This window comes from Pseudomonas sp. R19M (assembly GCF_050312585.1).
Taxonomy (GTDB): Bacteria; Pseudomonadota; Gammaproteobacteria; order Pseudomonadales; family Pseudomonadaceae; genus Aquipseudomonas; species Aquipseudomonas palleroniana.
In genome coordinates this window covers 1-16,002 of the sequence record NZ_JBNPJV010000029.1, presented here as the reverse complement: position 1 = coordinate 16,002, position 16,002 = coordinate 1, and the positions used below count along the sequence as shown (strand labels likewise).

Here is a 16,002-nt window from a genome sequence, read left to right as displayed (position 1 = left end):
TCCCGAAGATGGCGTGCTTTTTTTTGGCTATGTAAAAGTCGAACTGAATTTCTCGTCTTGTTTTGATTCTTAATATCATTTAATAATGAATATCATTATCGAGCGAGTGTAGATCATGAGTTCTGTCCTGCATGAGGATCCGTACCTGGAAAGCTGGCGCTGGATGAGCCGTCAGATCCGCTGCGGCCTTGATCCCAATGAGCCTCGCCTGATCGAACATTACCTCAACGAAGGCCGATACCTGGCGTGCTGCACTGCGACCCATCCGTGGACGATCGCCGAAACCTCATTCCGTCTCTTGATCGACACCGCCAGTGATATCGCCTTGCCATGGCACTGGCGATCCCTGTGCCTGGATCAGGCATGGCGCCCATTGCGTGACCTGGAAAAACTCTCCCGCTGCGCCTGCCGCCTCAAGCGCTGGCAGACCTTTGCCTGGCAGTTGGCGACCTGCCAATTGCTGCCATCACTTTCTCACTCTGACCTGGTGCAAGGATCTAACGATGAGTAACACCCGTATCGAACGCGACAGCATGGGCGAACTTCAAGTACCTGCCGACGCGCTGTATGGCGCGCAGACTCAGCGCGCGGTGAACAATTTCCCAATCAGTCACCAGCGCATGCCGGCGCAATTCATTCGAGCCTTGATCCTGGCCAAGGTGGCTGCCGCCAAGGTCAATGTCGACCTCAAACAGATCAGCGAAGCACAGGGCAAGGCCATCGTCGATGCCGCCCAAGGCTTGCTCGAAGGTGATTTCATGCCGCACTTCCCGGTGGATATCTTCCAGACCGGGTCCGGCACCAGTTCCAACATGAATGCCAATGAAGTGATTGCAACTCTGGCCACCCGCTTGCTCGGTGAGGTAGTCAACCCCAACGATCATGTCAACTGCGGCCAGAGCAGCAACGACATCATCCCGACCACTATCCATGTCAGCGCCGCGTTGGTGCTGCATGAGCAAACGTTGCCAGCCCTGCTGCATCTGGTTCAGGTGATCGAGCAAAAGGCCGAAGCCGTCCATCCCTTCATCAAGACCGGCCGCACCCACCTGATGGACGCCATGCCGGTGCGCATGAGCCAGGTGCTCAACGGCTGGGCGCAGCAACTCAAGGCCAATATCGGGCATTTGCAGGACTTGCTGCCAAGCTTGCAGGCCCTGGCTCAAGGAGGCACGGCTGTCGGCACCGGGATCAACGCACACCCGGAGTTCGCTGCACGTTTCAGCCGGCAACTGAGTGGTTTGACCGGCGTGAAATTCACGCCGGGCAAGAACCTGTTTGCCCTGATCGGTTCCCAGGACACTGCCGTCGCCGTTTCCGGTCAATTGAAAGCCACCGCCGTCTCACTGATGAAAATCGCCAACGACCTTCGCTGGATGAACTCCGGTCCCCTCGCCGGGCTTGGCGAAATCGAGCTGGAAGGGCTGCAGCCGGGCTCCTCGATCATGCCGGGCAAGGTCAACCCGGTGATCCCGGAGGCGACCGCCATGGTGGCCGCGCAAGTGATTGGCAATGACTCGGTGATTACCGTCGCCGGCCAGTCGGGCAACTTCGAGCTGAACGTGATGCTGCCGATCATCGCCCAGAACCTGCTCAGCAGCCTTGAATTGCTGGCCAACTCCAGTCGATTGCTGGCGGACAAGGCCATCGCCAGCTTCAAGGTCAATGAGGCCAAACTCAAGGAAGCGCTGTCGCGCAATCCAATCCTGGTCACCGCGCTCAACCCGATCATTGGTTACCAGAAGGCCGCCGAAATCGCCAAAAAAGCCTATCAACAAGGCCGGCCGGTGATTGACGTTGCCCTTGAGCACACTGACTTGCCCCGTAGTCAGCTGGAAATGCTGCTGGACCCGGAAAAACTCACGGCCGGCGGCGTGTAGTCACCGACTCTGCTTTGGAGGCTCACCATGGAGCACTGGAAACGTACGATCGAACGCGCCAATCGCTGCTTTATGCAGGGTGAGTTGGTCGACGCTCGCGAGGCCTATTTGCAAGCCCTGGCCCTGGCTCAAGTGCTGTTTGAGCGCTGGGCGGACGCCGAAGAAGCAGTGGCGGCCTGCGTCATTTCCCATCACAACCTGGCGGACCTGCACCTGCGCCTGAACCAGCCGGAAGAAAGCGCGGAATACCTCTGCGCCATTCACCAACGCCTGTTGCAGACCCTGCAGGACCCGCGTCTTAGCCCGCAGTTGCGCGAGGCGGCGCTGCGCCAGAGCAGCAAGACCTATGTCGAGTTGTTGAATTTCATCAGCGATCACGGTGAATACCCACGTACTCATCGCTTGTTGGGCGGCGCTGCGACGCAAACGGATGCGTCGACCCGCAACAACCCTTATTACGGAGCGCATTGATATGACCTACACCTTGCCTGCCTTGCCTTATGCCTACGATGCCCTCGAGCCGCATATCGATGCACAGACCATGGAAATTCACTACACCAAGCATCACCAGACTTATATCAACAACCTCAACGCGGCGGTTGACGGGACTGAGTTCGAGGGCTGGCCGGTAGAGAAACTGGTGTCCAGCGTCCAGCAATTGCCTGAAACACTGCGCGCGGCAGTGATCAATCAGGGCGGCGGTCATGCCAACCACTCGCTGTTCTGGGCAGTGATGTCACCCAAGGGCGGCGGCCAGCCCGAGGGCGTGCTGGGCCGGGCTATCGACGAGCAATTGGGCGGCTTTGAGCGTTTCAAGGAAGCCTTTACCAAAGCCGCGCTGACCCGTTTCGGCAGTGGCTGGGCCTGGCTCAGTGTCACTCCAGGCAAGACCCTGGTGGTGGAGAGCAGCGGCAATCAGGACAGCCCGTTGATGAGCGGCAATACGCCGATCCTCGGCCTGGATGTCTGGGAGCACGCCTACTACCTGCAGTATCAGAACCGTCGCCCGGAATACATCAATGCCTTCTACAGCGTCATCAACTGGCCGGAAGTCGCCGCTCGTTATCAGGCTGCCTTGGCCTGACACTCACCTCCCTATAACAAGATCCAAGGGTGACCAATGGGCACTGAAACACTGACGATCGGCAGCGGGCGCCTGTTTCGCTATGCGTTTGGCTCGCTGCTGCTATTGGCAGGTACTGCGTTGCTGGTAGCCCATGGGCTGGCCTGGTTGGGCCTGGAACCACGCATTCTGCGTGCCCTGCAGGGCGGGGCGATCTGTGCGCTTGGCACGGCGTTGGGGGCGGTCCCGGTGCTGGTGATTCGGCGCATGCCGGTCGCACTGAGTGATTCCCTGCTGGGATTTGGTGCGGGGGTGATGTTGGCGGCGACCGCGTTCTCGTTGGTCGTGCCGGGTATCTCTGCCGCCCAGAACCTCGGGTTATCGCCCTGGGGCGCGAGCGGATTGATCAGCTTCGGCATCATGCTGGGTGCTTTCTGGCTGTATCTGGTTGATCGCAAGGTTTCTGGTGCCAGCCCCGAAATATTGGTGGGGACACCGGACAAGCCGGTAATGCCGCCGCGTATCTGGCTATTTGTGTTCGCGATCATTGCCCACAACATTCCGGAAGGTATGGCGGTGGGCGTCTCCGCTGGGGGTGGCGTACCCGATGCCGACAGTTTGGCCATGGGCATTGCCCTGCAGGACGTGCCTGAAGGTCTGGTGATAGCGCTGGTATTAGCGGGGGCAGGGATGTCACGGTTTAAGGCATTCTTGATCGGTGCTGCATCCGGGTTGGTCGAGCCTGTCTTTGCCGTGCTTTGCGCATGGCTGGTAAGCCTGGCCGAGGTGCTGTTGCCATTGGGGCTGGCGTTGGCCGCCGGTGCGATGTTGCTGGTGGTAACCCATGAAGTGATCCCCGAATCGAGGCGCAATGGTCACGAAAAGCTCGCCAGCCTGGGGCTGTGTATCGGGTTTTGCCTGATGATGGTCATGGATACTGCGTTGGGGTGAAGCCGTTTCAGCTCCACGCAGTTTTCAACGGGTGGGTTTACTCACCCTCATCAAAGTAGTTGTTGATCAACTTCACCAAGGCGTCCATCGCTTCCTGTTCCTGCTCGCCTTCCGTCTTCAGGTGGATCCGGGTGCCCTTGCCGGCAGCCAGCATCATCATGGCCATGATGCTTTTGCCATCGACCATCGATTCCGGGGTGCGGCCGGCGCGAATCTGGCAGGGGAACTGCCCGGCAACGCCGACGAATTTGGCGGAAGCCCGGGCGTGCAAGCCGAGCTTGTTGATGATTTCAATTTCCAGAGCGGGCATCGCGGGGGTGTTCCTTTCAGCTAAGGTCGCGGTGGCGAACCTGGACGTTCTTGAGGGTGTGTTGCAAAACCTGGCCCAGTCGTTCGGTCAAATAGACAGAGCGGTGATGGCCGCCGGTGCAACCAATGGCAATCGTGACATAGGCCCGATTGCTCGCGGCGAAGCGCGGCAACCATTTGAGCAGGTAAGTAGAGATATCCTGGAACATATCCTCTACATCCGGCTGTGCTGCAAGGTAGTCGATAACGGGTTGATCCAGCCCGGACTGGTCGCGCAGTTCTGGCTTCCAGTAGGGGTTAGGCAAGCAGCGGACATCGAACACCAGGTCGGCGTCCACCGGCATGCCGCGCTTGAAGCCGAACGACTCCACGAGAAACGCGGTGCCGGGCTCGGGCTGGTTCAACAGGCGCAGCTTGATCGCGTCGCGTAGTTGGTACAGGTTGAGGCTGGTGGTGTTGATCTTCAGGTCGGCGAGGTCAATGATCGGCCCCAGCAACGTGGTTTCGTCCTCAATGGCTTCAGCCAGAGATCGATGTGGGCTGCTGAGCGGATGACGTCGACGGGTTTCCGAGAAGCGTTTGAGCAGCGTCTCTTCGTCGGCATCCAGATACAGCACGTCGCAATGAATGTGCTTGGCGCGTACTTCCTCGAGCAACTCCGGGAAGCGGGAGAGGTGGCTGGGCAGGTTGCGGGCGTCAATCGATACGGCCACCAACGGCTGCGCCAGTTCGGTATGGATCAACGCACGTTCCGCCAATTCAGGCAGCAGACCGGCGGGTAAGTTGTCGATGCAATAAAAACCGTTGTCCTCAAGAACATTGAGGGCGGTGCTTTTACCTGAGCCGGAACGGCCGCTGACGATGATCAAACGCATGATTACTGCCCGTTTTGTTCATCCAGGACAACCTGATAGAGCGCCTCGTTGCTGCTGGCGCTGCGTAGTTTGTCGCGTACTTCCTTGCGGTCGAGCATGCTGGCGATCTGCCGAAGCAGTTCCAGGTGTGCGTCGGTGGCGGCCTGTGGGACCAGTAGCACGAACAGCAGGTCGACCGGGGCGCCGTCGATGGCGTCGAAATCGATGGGCGCTTCCAGGTGCAGCAGGGCGCTCACGGGCGCTTCACAACCTTTGAGGCGGCAGTGCGGAATGGCGATGCCATTGCCAAAACCGGTAGAGCCGAGTTTTTCACGGGCAATCAACGCGTCGAAGACATCCTGCATCTCCAGATCCGGCACTTCACGGCTGATCAGGTTGGCAATTTGTTCGAGGGCTTTTTTCTTGCTGCCGCCCGGCACGTTCACAAGGGAACGGCCGGGGGTCAGGATGGTTTCAAGTCGGATCATGGGAGGGGAGTTAGCGACCTGTACCTTGCATCAGGTGCAGATTCTTTTCCTTATGCTTTATGAGTTGGCGGTCGAGCTTGTCGTAGAGCGAGTCGATCGCCGCGTACATGTCTTCATGTTCCGCATTGGCGACGAGCTTGGCATTCGGTACGTGCAGGGTGGCCTCGATTTTCTGCTTGAGCTTATCGACCTCCATGATGACCTGCACGTTGGTGATCTTGTCAAAATGCCCCGCAAGCTTGTTCAGCTTGCTTTCGGTGTATTCACGCAGGGGTTTGGTGACTTCCAGCTGGTGTCCACTGATGTTGACTTGCATACAGCTTCTCCTTCGTTGCCAGTGCATAAAGCGGCAGGCCGGGGTGCCTGCCACTGGAACGCTGTGGCCCGCCCGTCACATCAAACGCTTACGCTCGCTGGAAGGCGCGATCCCGAGGGACTCGCGGTACTTGGCGACGGTTCGACGGGCGACCTGAATGCCTTGTGCCTCCAGTAAACCAGCGATCTTACTGTCACTCAATGGCTTTTTCTGATTTTCCGCGGCAACCAGTTTTTTGATGATCGCGCGGATTGCCGTGGACGAGCATTCGCCGCCTTCGGAGGTGCTGACGTGGCTTGAGAAAAAGTATTTCAACTCATAAATACCCCGGGGGGTATGCATGAATTTTTGCGTGGTTACCCGGGAAATCGTCGACTCGTGCATGCCCACTGCTTCGGCGATATCGTGCAACACAAGCGGTTTCATCGCTTCGTCGCCATACTCCAGGAAGCCGCGCTGATGCTCGACGATCTGGGTGGCCACTTTCATCAGGGTTTCGTTGCGGCTTTGCAGGCTCTTGATGAACCAGCGGGCTTCCTGCAGTTGGTTGCGCATGAAGGTGTTGTCGGCGCTGGTATCGGCGCGGCGCACAAAGCCTGCATATTGCGGGTTGACTCGCAGGCGCGGCACCGACTCCTGGTTCAGCTCGACGAGCCAGCGCTCATTGTCCTTGCGCACGATTACGTCGGGCACGACATACTCGGCTTCGCTGGACTCGATTTGTGAGCCTGGGCGCGGGTTGAGGCTCTGTACCAGCTCGATCACCTGGCGCAGGTCGTCTTCCTTGAGCTTCATGCGGCGCATCAGCTGGCTGTAGTCGCGGCTGCCCAGCAGGTCGATATAGTCGGTCACCAGGCGCTGGGCTTCGACCAGCCAGGGGGTCTTGGCGGGCAGCTGGCGCAGTTGCAACAGCAGGCACTCGCTGAGCGTACGGGCGCCAATGCCGGCGGGCTCGAACTGCTGGATGCGGTGCAGGACGGCTTCGATTTCGTCCAGTTCGATGTCCAGTTCCGGGTCGAATGCCTCGAGGATTTCATCAAGGGTTTCGTCCAGGTAGCCCTGGTTGTTGATGCAGTCGATCAGGGTGACGGCGATCAGGCGGTCGGTGTCGGACATCGGCGCCAGGTTCAACTGCCACAACAGATGGCTTTGCAGGCTCTCGCCGGCGGACGTGCGGGTGGTGAAGTCCCACTCGTCATCGTCGCTGCTGGGCAGGCTGCTGGCACTGGTCTGATAGACGTCTTCCCAGGCGGTATCCACTGGAAGCTCGTTGGGGATGCGTTCGTTCCATTCGCCGTCCTCGAGGTTGTCCACCGTAGGGGCGGTTTCCTGATAGGAGGGTTCCTGCACGTCGGAGTTGGGTTTTTGCTCGATGTTGTCGGCCAGCGGGTCCGTATTATCGAAGTCGTCGCCGTCTTCCTGGCGTTCGAGCATCGGATTGGACTCCAGGGCCTCCTGGATTTCCTGTTGCAGGTCCAGGGTCGACAATTGGAGCAGGCGGATGGCCTGTTGCAGCTGCGGTGTCATCGTCAGCTGCTGGCCCATTCTCAGGACTAGCGATGGTTTCATGGCAGGGGCTTAACACCTTATTCGCCGGCGCATTGCGCCATCCACGACAGGGCGCGTGAGCGCCAAACATAAGCAAATTATATGCCTGATATCGGGGGCTTTGCCTAGAGCGCGGTAACAATAAAAAGCCTGAGGTTTTTATTGACTACCGCGCGCATTGGCCAATAGCCGTGACACCGCGGTGTTTACAGGCGGAACTCGTGGCCCAGGTACACTTCCTTGACCAGTTCGTTGGCCAGGATGGTCGCGGAGTCACCTTCGGCGATCAGTTGGCCATCGTTGACGATATAGGCGGTTTCACAGATATCCAGCGTCTCGCGAACGTTGTGATCGGTGATCAGTACGCCGATGCCCTTGGCCTTGAGGTGGTGGATGATCTGTTTGATGTCGCCAACCGAGATCGGGTCGACGCCGGCAAACGGTTCGTCCAGCAGGATGAACTTCGGTGCGGTGGCCAGGGCGCGGGCGATCTCCACTCGGCGACGCTCACCACCGGACAGGCTCATGCCGAGGTTGTCGCGAATGTGGTTGATGTGGAATTCCTGCAGCAGGCTTTCCAGCTCTTTGCGGCGGCCATCACGGTCGAGTTCCTTGCGGGTCTCCAGAATCGCCATGATGTTGTCGGCCACCGACAGTTTGCGGAAGATCGACGCTTCCTGCGGAAGATAGCCGATGCCAGCCCGAGCACGACCGTGCATGGGCTGGTGGCTGACATCCAGGTCGTCGATCAGCACGCGACCCTGATCCGCCTGGACCAGGCCGACGATCATATAGAAGCAAGTGGTCTTGCCGGCACCGTTGGGGCCGAGCAAACCGACGATCTGGCCACTGTCGATCGACAAGCTGACGTCGCGCACGACCTGACGGCTTTTATAGGCCTTGGCCAGATGCTGGGCTTTCAGGGTTGCCATTACTCGGCCTTCTTCTTCGGCTGGATAACCATGTCGACACGCGGACGAGGTGCGCTGACCTTGTTGCCATTGGCGCGACCGGCGTTGGCGATCTGTTTCACGGTGTCATAGGTGATTTTTTCACCTTCCGTGGAGTTGCCGTCGGTGCTGATCACTTTGGCCTGGTCGATCAAAATGATGCGGTTTTGCTGGGCGTGGTACTGGATGGTCTTGCCGTAGCCCTTCATCGGTCCCGGATCGGTCGCGGCTTGCTTCTGCTCGAAGTAAGCCAAGTTGCCCACCGAGGTCACCACGTCGATGTCGCCAGCGGGGGTGCGAGTGAGCGTCACCGTGTTGCCGGTGATTTTCATCGAGCCCTGGGTAATGATCACATCGCCCGTGTAGGTAGCAATGCCTTTCTTGTCGTCCAATTGGGCATCGTTGGCCTGAATGTGGATCGGTTGCTGGCTATCGTTCGGCAGAGCCCAGGCGCTCACGCTTCCCAGTGCTGCGCCCAGACCGAGCAAAATAGGGAGGGTTTTAACGAGCCTCATACTGTCCTCTTACGTTCGATAGCAGGTGTATCCTGCTTTCTTTCAAATACGCTTTCATTCCCTTGCCAGTCGATACACCGCCAGCGCCGTCGATTCTAACGTCTTGCTCGGTCTGCGCATATTGCTGTTGTGGGAATACGGTCATGCGACTGCTGGTGATGATGGTGTCGCGCTTCTGTTCGTCGGTGCGCGCAATGCGCACCGAATCGATCAACTCTACCTGGGTGCCGTCCGGGTTGACTTCGCCGCGCAGGCTCGTGACATGCCAAGGGAACTCGGTGCCACGGTACAGGTTCATGTCCGGGTTGGTCAGCAAAGTGACCTCGGACGCTTTCAAATGTTCGACCTTGTCCGCCGTCATCTCGTACTGCACCTTGCCGTCGGGCAGGAACTGCACGCTGTAGGCGTTGGTTGCGTAATAGTCGATAGCGCCTGCATCAACCTGCACGACAGGTTTGTCGAGGAAGCGCTCCGGGCTGATATTCCAGTAGCCCACCGCCAGGAAGATCGCGGCGATGACTCCGAATAACAGGAAGTTGCGAATCTTTTTGCTCAGCATAAAACGCTCTATAGGTAGGCGGCGTGGGCCGCTTCAAGACTGCCCTGGGCGCGCAGGATCAATTCGCAGAACTCGCGGGCGGCACCTTCACCGCCACGGGCAGTGGTGACGCCATGCGCGTGTTCACGCACAAAGGCTGCGGCGTTCGCGACGGCCATGCCCAGGCCTACCCGGCGAATGACCGGCAGGTCGGGCAGGTCATCGCCCAAGTAGGCGACCTGCTCATAGCTTAGGTTGAGTTGGCCAAGAAGCTCGTCCAGAACCACCAGTTTATCCTCACGGCCCTGATAGAGGTGAGGAATCCCCAGGTTTTGTGCGCGGCGTTCCACAACGGGTGTCTTTCGACCGCTGATAATCCCGGTTTGCACGCCCGCGGCCATCAACATTTTGATGCCTTGGCCATCAAGCGTGTTGAAAGTCTTGAATTCGCTGCCATCCTCGAGGAAATACAGGCGGCCATCGGTCAGCACGCCATCGACGTCGAAAATCGCCAGTTTGATGTTCTTGCCGCGTTGCAGCAGGTCGTCGGTCATTTACATCACTCCCGCACGCAGTAAGTCGTGCATGTTCAACGCGCCAATCGGGCGGTCGTCGCTGTCGACTACCACCAGCGCGCCGATCTTGTGGTCTTCCATGATCTTCAGGGCTTCGGCCGCGAGCATTTCCGGGCGGGCCGTCTTGCCGTGGGGCGTCATCACCGCATCGATGGTTGCAGTGTGAATATCAATGGTACGGTCCAGGGTTCGGCGAAGGTCGCCGTCGGTGAAGACTCCGGCCAGGCGTCCGTCGGTCTCCAGGATCACGGTCATGCCCAGGCCCTTGCGGGTCATCTCCATCAACGCGTCCTTGAGCAACGTGCCGCGTTGGACGTGGGGCAGTTCATCGCCGGCATGCATGACGTTTTCCACCTTCAGCAGCAGGCGACGGCCCAGGGCGCCGCCCGGGTGGGAGAACGCGAAGTCTTCAGCGGTAAAGCCGCGAGCCTCCAGCAGCGCTACGGCCAGGGCGTCGCCCATGACCAGGGCCGCGGTGGTCGAAGAGGTGGGAGCCAGGTTCAGTGGGCAGGCTTCATGGGCCACATGCACGTTCAAGTTGACTTCGGCAGCCTTGGCCAGCGTCGATTCCGGGTTGCCGGTGAGGCTGATCATCTTGATGCCCAGGCGCTTGATCAGCGGCAGCAAGGTCACGATTTCGTTGGTGGTGCCGGAGTTTGACAGCGCCAGGATGATGTCATCCTTGGTGATCATGCCCATGTCGCCATGGCTGGCTTCGGCCGGATGTACAAAAAACGCGGTGGTGCCGGTGCTTGCCAGTGTGGCGGCAATCTTGTTGCCGACATGGCCGGATTTGCCCATGCCGACCACGACAACGCGGCCCTTACTGGCCAGGATCATCTCGCAGGCACGCACGAAATCCGCGTCGATATGGGTCAGTAAACCTTCTACGGCTTCCAGTTCGAGGCGAATGGTACGTTGTGCGGATTCAATGAGGTCGCTGGATTGGCTCATGTCTGAAGTCGTATAGCCTGACGAAAAGTCGGCGATTATAGCGGTAATGATCAATTCCCTCACGCAAGTTCGTCAGGCTTTATTCGCTGAGCGCTTGAGATTCGTGCTCAGCAACGTTTTTTCCCTGTCGTGAATCTGAACAAGCGCTGTTCCGGCCTTGGGGGCGCTGTACCAGCAGTGATATAGTTCGCCGCCAGTTCGGTCCGCTCAGCCCATGTGGATAATTATTGCGCAGGCGTTGCTAACGAAAGTCGCATACCGGGTGTCTGAGTGAAAGGCTGCATCCCAAGGAGATTAGATGAGTGCCGATAACGCCTACGCGGTCGAGCTGAAGGGCCTTACCTTCAAGCGCGGGACGCGCAGCATCTTCAATAACGTCGATATTCGCATTCCCCGTGGCAAGGTCACGGGAATCATGGGGCCTTCCGGCTGTGGCAAAACCACCTTATTGCGCCTGATGGGCATGCAATTGCGCCCCAGTGCCGGTGAAGTGTGGGTCAATGGCCAGAACCTGCCGACGCTGTCGCGCAGCGATCTGTTCGATGCGCGCAAGCACATGGGGGTGCTGTTCCAGAGCGGCGCGCTGTTTACCGACCTCGATGTTTTCGAAAACGTAGCGTTTCCGCTACGGGTGCATACCCAGCTGTCCGATGAGATGATCCGTGACATCGTGTTGTTGAAACTGCAGGCCGTTGGCCTTCGTGGTGCCATCGACCTGATGCCCGACGAGTTGTCCGGCGGCATGAAACGCCGTGTCGCCCTTGCGCGGGCTATTGCCCTCGACCCACAGATCCTCATGTATGACGAGCCTTTCGTCGGCCAGGACCCCATCGCCATGGGCGTGCTGGTACGCCTGATCCGCTTGCTCAATGATGCGCTGGGGATCACCAGCATCGTGGTGTCCCACGATCTGGCCGAGACCGCGAGCATCGCTGACTACCTCTATGTAGTGGGTGATGGCCAGGTGCTGGGGCAGGGTACGCCGGAGGAGCTGATGAATGCCGATAACCCGCGTATCCGCCAGTTCATGACCGGCGATCCCGATGGCCCGGTGCCTTTTCACTTTCCGGCAGCGGACTACCGCTCAGATCTTCTGGGGAAGCGCTGATGCGCAAGACATCTCTTATCGAGAAGGTTCGCCTTTTCGGCCGCTCAGGCATCGACATCGTCGAAGTGCTGGGTCGCTCGACTATTTTCCTGTTTCACGCCTTGCTCGGTCGCGGCGGCATCGGCGGCGGCTTTGGGTTGCTGGTCAAGCAACTGCATGCGGTCGGCGTGATGTCCCTGGTGATCATCGTCGTCTCGGGCGTATTCATCGGCATGGTGCTGGCGTTGCAGGGCTTCAATATTCTTTCCAGCTACGGTTCGGAGCAGGCGGTAGGGCAGATGGTCGCCCTGACGCTGCTGCGTGAGCTTGGTCCGGTGGTCACCGCGTTGCTGTTCGCCGGGCGCGCCGGTTCGGCGCTGACTGCCGAGATCGGCAACATGAAGTCCACCGAGCAACTGTCCAGCCTGGAAATGATCGGCGTAGACCCGCTCAAATACATTGTTGCCCCGCGCCTGTGGGCCGGCTTCATTTCCCTTCCATTGCTGGCGATGATTTTCAGCGTGGTGGGTATCTGGGGCGGCTCCTGGGTGGCGGTGGACTGGCTGGGGGTCTATGACGGCTCCTACTGGGCCAACATGCAAAACAGCGTGACGTTCAGTGGCGATGTGCTCAACGGCATCATCAAGAGTATCGTTTTCGCCTTTGTAGTGACCTGGATCGCCGTATTCCAAGGCTACGACTGTGAACCCACCTCAGAAGGGATCAGTCGCGCCACGACCAAGACCGTTGTGTACGCCTCGCTGGCCGTACTGGGCCTTGACTTCATTTTGACCGCCTTGATGTTTGGAGATTTCTGATGCAAAACCGCACTGTGGAAATCGGTGTCGGCCTTTTCTTGCTGGCTGGCATCCTGGCTTTACTGTTGCTGGCGCTGCGCGTCAGCGGCCTTTCGGCCAGCCCCACCGCCGATACTTATAAACTTTACGCTTACTTTGACAATATCGCCGGTTTGACGGTCAGAGCTAAAGTGACCATGGCCGGTGTGACCATCGGCAAGGTCACGGCAATCGATCTGGATCGCGACAGCTTCACCGGTCGAGTGACCATGCAAGTGGATAAGAAGGTAGATAATCTGCCGACGGACTCCACTGCATCTATCCTCACTGCGGGTCTGCTGGGCGAAAAATACATCGGTATCAGCGTGGGCGGGGAAACAGCCCTGCTCAAGGATGGTTCGACAATCCACGACACACAGTCGTCGTTGGTGCTTGAAGACCTGATCGGTAAATTCCTGCTCAATACGGTCAATAAAGACGCCAAATGAGGAACCTGTTCATGATCTCTACCTTGCGACGCGGCCTGCTGGTACTGCTTGCAGCGCTGCCGCTGATGGCCAACGCGGCAGGTTCTGCGCACGATCTGGTGCAGGACACGACCAACAAGATGCTGGCTGACTTGAAAGCCAACAAAGAGCAATACAAACAAGACCCAAGCCAGTTCTACAACGCCCTGAACACTATTGTCGGGCCTGTGGTTGACGCCGAAGGCATTTCCAGAAGCATCATGACGGTCAAGTATTCGCGCAAGGCAACCCCAGCGCAGATGCAGACCTTCCAGGAAAACTTCAAGAGGGGCCTGTTCCAGTTCTACGGCAATGCGCTGCTTGAGTACAACAATCAGGGCATTACCGTTGCTCCGGCCGGCGATGAGTCGGGCGACCGCACCAGCGTGAACATGAGCGTCAAAGGCAACAACGGCGCCGTCTACCCTGTTCAGTACACGCTGGAGAAGGTCAACGGCGAGTGGAAGCTGCGCAACGTGATCATCAACGGCATCAATATCGGCAAGCTGTTCCGTGACCAGTTCGCCGATGCCATGCAGCGCAACGGCAACGACCTGGACAAGACCATCAATGGTTGGGCGGGTGAAGTGGCCAAGGCCAAGGAAGCTTCCGATAAAGAAGCTGGGAAGTCCGCACAATGACCGAGTCGGCTGTTCGTCTTGGCGATGCCGGCGAGCTGCTGCTCAGCGGCGTGCTGGACTACCGCACCGGGCCTGCGCTGCGCAAGCAGGGCCAGGCGTTGATCAAGTCCAGCACCGCGCCCGCTTTGGTGCTCGATTGCTCGGCAGTGACCAAGTCCAGCAGCGTCGGCTTGTCGTTGTTGCTGTGCTTCATGCGGGATGCCGAGGCTGCGAAAAAGCCTGTGAGTATCCGCGCGTTGCCCGAAGATATGCGTGAAATTGCCCAGGTCAGTGGCCTGACCGAGCTGTTGGCGCGTCCTTAATAGCTATTATCAAGAAAGCCCCCCGTCAGAGTCCTGCTATGCGGGGTTCGCAGGCGCGGGGCTTTTTTGTATGATGTGCGACCCGTGCGCACTGGGCGCCGATAGAGGTTGAGCATGCAGGCCCTAGAAGTTAAGAGCTTCCTTGAAGGAAAGCTGCCGGAAACGATCGTAGAAGTTGAAGGCGAAGGCTGCAATTTCCAGCTGAACGTGATTAGCGATGAACTGGCGGCATTGAGCCCGGTCAAGCGTCAACAGCAGATCTATGCCCATTTGAACCCGTGGATCACCGATGGCAGCATCCACGCGGTCACTATGAAATTTTTCAGCCGCGCGGCCTGGTCCGAGCGCACCTGAGCCCCCAAGGCGTCGAGATTCTTATGGATAAATTGATTATTACCGGTGGTGCCCGCCTTGATGGCGAGATTCGCATTTCCGGTGCGAAAAACTCCGCCTTGCCGATCCTGGCAGCGACCCTGCTGTGCGATGGCCCGGTGACTGTGGCCAACCTGCCGCACCTGCACGACATCACCACCATGATCGAACTGTTCGGTCGCATGGGTATCGAGCCGGTCATCGACGAGAAACTGGCGGTCGAAATCGACCCGCGCACCATCAAGACCCTGGTTGCCCCGTATGAATTGGTGAAAACCATGCGTGCGTCGATCCTGGTACTGGGCCCGATGGTTGCCCGTTTCGGCGAAGCCGAAGTGGCCCTGCCTGGCGGTTGTGCCATCGGTTCGCGCCCGGTTGACCTGCACATCCGTGGCCTTGAAGCCATGGGCGCGATCATCGACGTCGAAGGTGGCTACATCAAGGCCAAGGCGCCGGAAGGCGGCTTGCGTGGCGCCAACTTCTTCTTCGATACCGTCAGTGTGACCGGTACCGAGAACATCATGATGGCCGCTGCCCTGGCCAATGGCCGCAGCGTCCTGCAAAACGCCGCGCGTGAGCCGGAAGTGGTCGACCTGGCGAATTTCCTGATCGCCATGGGTGCCAACATCAGCGGCGCCGGCACCGACACCATTACCATCGACGGTGTAAAGCGTCTGCACTCGGCCACCTACAAAGTGATGCCGGACCGTATCGAAACCGGCACCTACCTGGTTGCCGCCGCCGTGACCGGTGGCCGCGTGAAGGTCAAGGACACCGATCCGACCATCCTCGAAGCCGTCCTGGAAAAACTCAAGGAAGCCGGTGCTGAAATCACCACCGGTGAAGACTGGATCGAGCTGGACATGCACGGCAAGCGAGCCAAAGCCGTTAACTTGCGCACTGCTCCTTACCCGGCGTTCCCGACTGACATGCAAGCGCAGTTCATCTCCTTGAACGCAATTGCCGAAGGCACGGGCGCCGTGATCGAGACCATCTTCGAAAACCGCTTCATGCACGTGTATGAGCTGCACCGCATGGGTGCCAAGATCCAGGTCGAGGGCAACACCGCTATCGTTACCGGCATCGATGAGCTCAAGGGCGCGCCGGTGATGGCGACCGACCTGCGTGCTTCGGCCAGCCTGGTGATTTCTGCACTGTGCGCCAAAGGCGACACCCTGATCGACCGCATCTACCACATAGACCGTGGCTACGAGTGCATCGAAGAGAAGCTGCAGATGCTCGGTGCGAAGATCCGCCGCGTACCGGGCTAGTCCGCTATCACTGTAGTGAGCGGGCTTGCCCCGCGCTGGGCTGCGAAGCGGCCCTAAAAATCTTGGGAGCGCTGCGCACTCCAGC

The 16,002-nt window shown here is 58.8% G+C and carries 22 protein-coding genes; 12 read left to right on the top strand and 10 right to left on the bottom strand.

Annotation, left to right across the window (positions count from 1 at the left end; genetic code table 11):
* Nucleotides 1-115: 115 nt before the first annotated feature.
* Genes ACQRBT_RS04795 through ACQRBT_RS04775 form a run of 5 tightly spaced genes read left to right on the top strand, consistent with a single transcriptional unit; the run spans nucleotide 116 to nucleotide 3,894 of the window.
* Nucleotides 116-511, top strand: a complete 396-nt coding sequence (locus ACQRBT_RS04795; protein WP_060754939.1) for a hypothetical protein — start codon at nucleotides 116-118, stop codon at nucleotides 509-511.
* The gene (locus ACQRBT_RS04790) at nucleotides 504-1,880 is read left to right on the top strand and encodes a class II fumarate hydratase (RefSeq protein WP_412047017.1); all 1,377 of its coding nucleotides are present in this window, start codon (nucleotides 504-506) and stop codon (nucleotides 1,878-1,880) included. The genes ACQRBT_RS04795 and ACQRBT_RS04790 overlap by 8 nt, the downstream gene beginning before the upstream one ends.
* Nucleotides 1,881-1,907: 27 nt before the next feature.
* Nucleotides 1,908-2,351 carry a hypothetical protein gene (locus ACQRBT_RS04785; RefSeq protein ID WP_198761543.1) on the top strand — a complete coding sequence of 148 codons (444 nt, stop codon included), beginning with the start codon at nucleotides 1,908-1,910 and terminating at the stop codon, nucleotides 2,349-2,351.
* A gap of 1 nt (nucleotide 2,352) precedes the next feature.
* Nucleotides 2,353-2,964, top strand: coding sequence for a superoxide dismutase (locus tag ACQRBT_RS04780; RefSeq protein WP_090366752.1), 612 nt, complete (start codon nucleotides 2,353-2,355; stop codon nucleotides 2,962-2,964).
* A gap of 36 nt (nucleotides 2,965-3,000) precedes the next feature.
* A complete protein-coding gene (locus ACQRBT_RS04775; protein WP_412047018.1) occupies nucleotides 3,001-3,894 on the top strand; it encodes a ZIP family metal transporter in 894 nt (297 codons plus the stop codon).
* 37 nt (nucleotides 3,895-3,931) lie between these two features.
* On the opposite strand, the gene ACQRBT_RS04770 is transcribed toward ACQRBT_RS04775, so the two are convergent.
* The 10 genes from ACQRBT_RS04770 to ACQRBT_RS04725 all read right to left on the bottom strand — a co-directional run bounded on the left by ACQRBT_RS04770 (nucleotide 3,932) and on the right by ACQRBT_RS04725 (nucleotide 10,941).
* Nucleotides 3,932-4,204: an HPr family phosphocarrier protein gene (locus tag ACQRBT_RS04770; RefSeq protein WP_060754944.1), complete on the bottom strand. Its 273-nt coding sequence runs from the start codon at nucleotides 4,202-4,204 to the stop codon at nucleotides 3,932-3,934.
* Nucleotides 4,205-4,220: 16 nt separating this feature from the next.
* A complete protein-coding gene (gene rapZ, locus ACQRBT_RS04765) occupies nucleotides 4,221-5,078 on the bottom strand; it encodes an RNase adapter RapZ (protein ID WP_060754945.1) in 858 nt (285 codons plus the stop codon).
* Nucleotides 5,079-5,080: 2 nt separating this feature from the next.
* The gene (ptsN, locus tag ACQRBT_RS04760; protein ID WP_060754946.1) at nucleotides 5,081-5,545 is read right to left on the bottom strand and encodes a PTS IIA-like nitrogen regulatory protein PtsN; all 465 of its coding nucleotides are present in this window, start codon (nucleotides 5,543-5,545) and stop codon (nucleotides 5,081-5,083) included.
* Between the two features lie 10 nt (nucleotides 5,546-5,555).
* Nucleotides 5,556-5,861, bottom strand: a complete 306-nt coding sequence (gene hpf / locus ACQRBT_RS04755) for a ribosome hibernation-promoting factor, HPF/YfiA family (protein WP_003171804.1) — start codon at nucleotides 5,859-5,861, stop codon at nucleotides 5,556-5,558.
* A 75-nt stretch (nucleotides 5,862-5,936) separates the two neighbouring features.
* A complete protein-coding gene (locus ACQRBT_RS04750) occupies nucleotides 5,937-7,430 on the bottom strand; it encodes an RNA polymerase factor sigma-54 (protein ID WP_060754947.1) in 1,494 nt (497 codons plus the stop codon).
* Between the two features lie 185 nt (nucleotides 7,431-7,615).
* Complete coding sequence (gene lptB, locus ACQRBT_RS04745; RefSeq protein WP_003171806.1) at nucleotides 7,616-8,341, bottom strand: LPS export ABC transporter ATP-binding protein; 726 nt, start codon at nucleotides 8,339-8,341, stop codon at nucleotides 7,616-7,618.
* Nucleotides 8,341-8,874: a lipopolysaccharide transport periplasmic protein LptA gene (lptA, locus tag ACQRBT_RS04740; RefSeq protein ID WP_244384323.1), complete on the bottom strand. Its 534-nt coding sequence runs from the start codon at nucleotides 8,872-8,874 to the stop codon at nucleotides 8,341-8,343. The genes lptB and lptA overlap by 1 nt, the downstream gene beginning before the upstream one ends.
* A complete protein-coding gene (gene lptC / locus ACQRBT_RS04735) occupies nucleotides 8,861-9,433 on the bottom strand; it encodes an LPS export ABC transporter periplasmic protein LptC (protein ID WP_060754949.1) in 573 nt (190 codons plus the stop codon). The genes lptA and lptC overlap by 14 nt, the downstream gene beginning before the upstream one ends.
* Before the next feature lie 8 nt (nucleotides 9,434-9,441).
* On the bottom strand, nucleotides 9,442-9,966 hold the full coding sequence (locus tag ACQRBT_RS04730) for a KdsC family phosphatase (RefSeq protein ID WP_411985271.1): 525 nt from the start codon (nucleotides 9,964-9,966) through the stop codon (nucleotides 9,442-9,444).
* Nucleotides 9,967-10,941: a KpsF/GutQ family sugar-phosphate isomerase gene (locus tag ACQRBT_RS04725; RefSeq protein ID WP_104995528.1), complete on the bottom strand. Its 975-nt coding sequence runs from the start codon at nucleotides 10,939-10,941 to the stop codon at nucleotides 9,967-9,969.
* A 298-nt stretch (nucleotides 10,942-11,239) separates the two neighbouring features.
* Here ACQRBT_RS04725 and ACQRBT_RS04720 point away from each other — a divergent pair, with 298 nt between their 5' ends.
* From ACQRBT_RS04720 to murA, 7 genes are all read left to right on the top strand, one after another.
* Nucleotides 11,240-12,049 (top strand): ATP-binding cassette domain-containing protein, encoded by an 810-nt coding sequence (locus tag ACQRBT_RS04720; RefSeq protein ID WP_003171811.1) that lies wholly within the window; start codon nucleotides 11,240-11,242, stop codon nucleotides 12,047-12,049.
* Nucleotides 12,049-12,846, top strand: a complete 798-nt coding sequence (gene mlaE / locus ACQRBT_RS04715; RefSeq protein WP_060754952.1) for a lipid asymmetry maintenance ABC transporter permease subunit MlaE — start codon at nucleotides 12,049-12,051, stop codon at nucleotides 12,844-12,846. Before ACQRBT_RS04720 ends, mlaE begins: the two co-directional genes overlap by 1 nt.
* Complete coding sequence (gene mlaD, locus ACQRBT_RS04710; RefSeq protein ID WP_010170575.1) at nucleotides 12,846-13,313, top strand: outer membrane lipid asymmetry maintenance protein MlaD; 468 nt, start codon at nucleotides 12,846-12,848, stop codon at nucleotides 13,311-13,313. Before mlaE ends, mlaD begins: the two co-directional genes overlap by 1 nt.
* Nucleotides 13,314-13,324: 11 nt before the next feature.
* The gene (locus tag ACQRBT_RS04705; RefSeq protein ID WP_090366737.1) at nucleotides 13,325-13,972 is read left to right on the top strand and encodes an MlaC/ttg2D family ABC transporter substrate-binding protein; all 648 of its coding nucleotides are present in this window, start codon (nucleotides 13,325-13,327) and stop codon (nucleotides 13,970-13,972) included.
* Complete coding sequence (locus tag ACQRBT_RS04700) at nucleotides 13,969-14,274, top strand: STAS domain-containing protein (protein ID WP_411985272.1); 306 nt, start codon at nucleotides 13,969-13,971, stop codon at nucleotides 14,272-14,274. Before ACQRBT_RS04705 ends, ACQRBT_RS04700 begins: the two co-directional genes overlap by 4 nt.
* Nucleotides 14,275-14,388: 114 nt before the next feature.
* Nucleotides 14,389-14,628 carry a BolA family protein gene (locus tag ACQRBT_RS04695; protein ID WP_060754955.1) on the top strand — a complete coding sequence of 80 codons (240 nt, stop codon included), beginning with the start codon at nucleotides 14,389-14,391 and terminating at the stop codon, nucleotides 14,626-14,628.
* A 23-nt stretch (nucleotides 14,629-14,651) separates the two neighbouring features.
* Nucleotides 14,652-15,917, top strand: a complete 1,266-nt coding sequence (murA, locus tag ACQRBT_RS04690; protein WP_060754956.1) for a UDP-N-acetylglucosamine 1-carboxyvinyltransferase — start codon at nucleotides 14,652-14,654, stop codon at nucleotides 15,915-15,917.
* Nucleotides 15,918-16,002: the final 85 nt, after the last annotated feature.